Origin of the sequence: Bartonella vinsonii subsp. vinsonii (genome assembly GCF_902825235.1) — a bacterium.
Classification (GTDB): domain Bacteria; phylum Pseudomonadota; class Alphaproteobacteria; order Rhizobiales; family Rhizobiaceae; genus Bartonella; species Bartonella vinsonii.
The window spans coordinates 1-3,433 of the sequence record NZ_CADEAJ010000025.1 but is presented as its reverse complement, the minus strand read 5'-3'; the positions used below and the strand labels follow the sequence as shown (position 1 = coordinate 3,433).

The window sequence follows — 3,433 nt, the reverse complement described above, 5'->3', positions numbered from 1 at the left end:
GGGGGCTTTAAATACCCTTTGAAAGGTCTTTGAAGACCCTGTGAGAACCCCTTAAAAACCCTTTGAAAAAAAATAAATTGGTACAAAACCTACTGTCAAATTATACAAAACTTGGTGGCAAGCTACATACAAGCTGACAAGCTACACATGTGAAATCAATAAGTTATTGGTTGGTAAAAACTAAGTGGCGGAGGGGGTGGGAGCGTTATATTTATATGTAATCAATAGGTTATATAAAAGTTCGGGAATTTTGATTCCATTGATTCTTTTAACTTTTTTCCTGTCTATCCCGAACCTTTTTATCGCTTATCTGTATCCATTTTATTCAAATATGGAATCAGAATTTCCAGTATTCTGTTTGACACTTATTATCATTTTCCGTATAGTAATAGTATACGAATAGGAATGGTAATGGCGATTGTGAGTTTTAAACATAAAGGGTTGAAACTATTTTATACGACTGGTTCTACAAAAGCTATTCAACCAGCCCACACAAAAAAGTTACGTGTTATTTTAACGGCTTTGACAAGTGCTACATGCCCTGAAATGTTAAATGCACCTGCCTTTAAAATGCACTCTCTTAAAGGTGAACTTACTGGATATTATTCTATATGGGTAAATGGCAATTGGCGTGTTACCTTTCGCTTTATTGGAACAGATGTTGAGCTTGTTGATTATCAAGATTACCATTGATGAAAGGAATTAAAAGGATGATGCATAACCCCGCCCACCCAGGTGAAGTTCTAAAAGTAGCTTTCTTGGAAGAAATGGGGCTAACAATACAGAAATTAGCTGACCATCTCCATATGACAAGGGCTTCTCTATCAAGAGTCATTAACGGTCGTGCTTCTATAAGCACTGAGCTTGCAGTTAAACTAGAATTAGCTGGTTTTAGTAAAGCAAAATTTTGGTTAGATATGCAAACAAACTATAATTTATGGCAAACAATGCAACGGGTACAACCACCCATTTATCCTCTGGTTTCTGATTCTGTTCAAACGCCGCTTTGATTTCATCAATAATTTTTTTGAAGCTTTTTTATTGCTTCTATTGCTAGCCGTTTTCTATCTGCTGTTTTGGTATAGAGTGAAGCCATTTTATCTTCTGTCCAGCCAAAAAGCGCTTTCATTTGTGAAACTGTAGCACCAGCATTTGCTGCGCGCGTTGCCGCCAATTTTCTCAAACCGTGTGCTGATTTTTTTATTCCAACCGCGTTACAAGCACATCGAAATGCATTTCCAAAACTTTCTTTGGTGAATTTTTGATTAAGTTTACTACAGATGAATGTTTCTTCTCCAATAGGACCAATTTTAAGGGTTTCTGCTAATTCAGGTAAAATGGGAAGAAAAACATCTGTTTTAAATTGGCTCTTTTCTGTTTTGAGATGAATAATATTATCTTTAACATTTTTCCAGCCAATACGAACGGCGTCACCACGGCGCAAACCCGTATAAAGAAGAACATCAATCCAGACGCGTTCATGTGTACCATGTGACCAATGGTGATAATATTTATCTATGTCCTCTTCTAGCCATGGCAGTAATCCCTCACTGTTTAAAGATTTTGGTGCTTTTATATTAAAGGCAGGATTTCTATTTAAAAGGGCATTATCAACCGCCCAATTAAAGAGACCGTTTAAAGAGGTCAAAAAATGTTTTGCCGCCGCGGGGGTCTCTCGCCTTCTGTCTACGGCGTCAAGGATATGATGTTTTTCTATGCTTTTATATGCGCGATCACCAATATGTTTAGAAACATTGTTTAGAATTCTATACTTAACTTTTTTAGTGGATTCTGATTGATTATGCCATTGCATGCTTTGTAAATACTGATGCAGCAACCAATCGAAAGATCCTTCTGTAAGTCTGGTTTGTTTTATTTTCTTGGATGGACCATTTTGCGCTTGTTGAATGGCAATCGTATAGTTGTCAACAAACTCTTGTGTCCCATAGGTTCCTTCAATTCGAAATCGTGGTCCATGACCAATACGCACATACCATATGGTTTTACCATGGCGTGTACATTCTCGAACAAGATGTGGAGGACGACATTTTGGCATGGCTAAAACTTTATATCGTCAACAGGGGGGCAAGATTTATTGGTGCTATATTCTTCTTGCTCGTTTTCAAGTGGAGGAAAATCGTCAATGCTATAAGCATTACTCATGTTTGTTGGCGGTACAATTTTATTGATATGAATAAGTACTTCACCCGTAGGCTTTATTTCTATTAATTCACATCCTTGTTTTTTTGCTTCTCTTAAGGCGCGAGCAATAGCTGGTTGCGTGATAGTAGGTGGGCGATGTCCCATATTTGTTCCCCTTAATTTTAGATGTAATTCACTTGTGGCGTGAATCCATGCATTGGTTGAAAGTTGTTAGGAAAGGGCGGGGGTGCTGGGAGGAGAGAGCACCCCCATAGCTTTAAGCAGCTTTTGTCAAAATCTTTTGCATCTCTTGTTCTATTTCCCCTAAAAAGATTTCGACCGCTTTATTGATCTCTTCAATTTGTTCCTCATCACGGAGGATGCGTTTGATTTTCATTCTCAAACCAGTAGATTTGCCTACAAAGTTTGGATTATAGCTCATGAAATGACACCATTTGCGTCCTGTGCATGCCATTTGGAATTGCATCTGCGCGTGATATTCAGGCTTGATTTCGTTATCCATAAAAAAGCGAAGGTGGGTCGTTGGTTGTGGACATTTGACTTCAATTAAACCGTCCTCTCCAATGAGACCATCAGGACTTGCACCAGCCATTTTCATTGTGGGGTGTTGGATAAACCCGCACCTTGTAACCTCTGTGTCATAAATGAATTCATATTCTTTCAAGGCATCCTCTTCATGTTCAATTCCCCATTGCATAGCAGGTGTTGTATAAGATTGGCTTATTTCCCCTATTAAGCGTTCTGACATGAGTTTCGTTTTGTAGTCTTCATATTTGCTTGTAGGTAAACCTTTTGCTGTCTTACTGAGTACGTTATACACATTGGATGCGGTGACTTTACCCAAGCGCGCTTGAAACCATTCTGCTGTCCTTTGTTCCATCTCACACCGCCGTTTGTTGTTGTGTTGGTGCCGTTTGCTTGTTTTGTTTATCTTTTAAAAGATGCAACACCGTTTGTGCTTGTCCTTCAGACATATCATCAAGCTTTTCAACTTTCGCATAAGTAAGTACATTTCCTTCTTCTGTATTTGTTTGTACCATCAGTCTTCTGATTTCATTGATCTGTTGCGGAAAAGCCTTTTTAATAGGTGTGTTCCCATCGGTATCATCATCTTCACTCACGACATTAAGAAGCATACCTAACAGATATCTGCGTGCGTATGTGATTGCAGAACCAACCGATTGTATAGTTGATTTGCATCCTTTAGTGTCATAAGGAAACTTTCCCTCTGTTGAGATTTTATTCCCAGATGGATGTGTCAAAGTCATTT

At 38.5% G+C, this 3,433-nt stretch carries 6 protein-coding genes; 2 read left to right on the top strand and 4 right to left on the bottom strand.

What is annotated here, in order from left to right; all coding sequences use genetic code 11:
• The first annotated feature begins 411 nt into the window (after positions 1-411).
• Positions 412-693, top strand: coding sequence for a type II toxin-antitoxin system RelE/ParE family toxin (locus tag J7R12_RS08460; protein ID WP_006924779.1), 282 nt, complete (start codon positions 412-414; stop codon positions 691-693).
• A 17-nt stretch (positions 694-710) separates the two neighbouring features.
• Complete coding sequence (locus J7R12_RS08455) at positions 711-1,010, top strand: HigA family addiction module antitoxin (RefSeq protein WP_126603971.1); 300 nt, start codon at positions 711-713, stop codon at positions 1,008-1,010.
• 5 nt (positions 1,011-1,015) lie between these two features.
• On the opposite strand, the gene J7R12_RS08450 is transcribed toward J7R12_RS08455, so the two are convergent.
• From J7R12_RS08450 to J7R12_RS08435, 4 genes are all read right to left on the bottom strand, one after another.
• The gene (locus tag J7R12_RS08450) at positions 1,016-2,056 is read right to left on the bottom strand and encodes a tyrosine-type recombinase/integrase (RefSeq protein ID WP_126603972.1); all 1,041 of its coding nucleotides are present in this window, start codon (positions 2,054-2,056) and stop codon (positions 1,016-1,018) included.
• A gap of 2 nt (positions 2,057-2,058) precedes the next feature.
• Positions 2,059-2,307, bottom strand: coding sequence for a hypothetical protein (locus tag J7R12_RS08445; RefSeq protein WP_126603973.1), 249 nt, complete (start codon positions 2,305-2,307; stop codon positions 2,059-2,061).
• A gap of 112 nt (positions 2,308-2,419) precedes the next feature.
• A complete protein-coding gene (locus J7R12_RS08440; protein WP_126603974.1) occupies positions 2,420-3,043 on the bottom strand; it encodes a lambda exonuclease family protein in 624 nt (207 codons plus the stop codon).
• A gap of 1 nt (position 3,044) precedes the next feature.
• The coding region (locus tag J7R12_RS08435) for an ERF family protein (RefSeq protein ID WP_208439054.1) at positions 3,045-3,433 on the bottom strand (389 nt) is incomplete at its 5' end.

Bases quoted from the DNA above. Each gene is read 5' to 3' on its own strand.
- J7R12_RS08460 (WP_006924779.1), top strand. From the start codon at position 412: ATGGCGATTGTGAGTTTTAAACATAAAGGGTTGAAACTATTTTATACG.
- J7R12_RS08455 (WP_126603971.1), top strand. From the start codon at position 711: ATGATGCATAACCCCGCCCACCCAGGTGAAGTTCTAAAAGTAGCTTTC.
- J7R12_RS08450 (WP_126603972.1), bottom strand. From the start codon at position 2,056: ATGCCAAAATGTCGTCCTCCACATCTTGTTCGAGAATGTACACGCCAT.
- J7R12_RS08445 (WP_126603973.1), bottom strand. From the start codon at position 2,307: ATGGGACATCGCCCACCTACTATCACGCAACCAGCTATTGCTCGCGCC.
- J7R12_RS08440 (WP_126603974.1), bottom strand. From the start codon at position 3,043: ATGGAACAAAGGACAGCAGAATGGTTTCAAGCGCGCTTGGGTAAAGTC.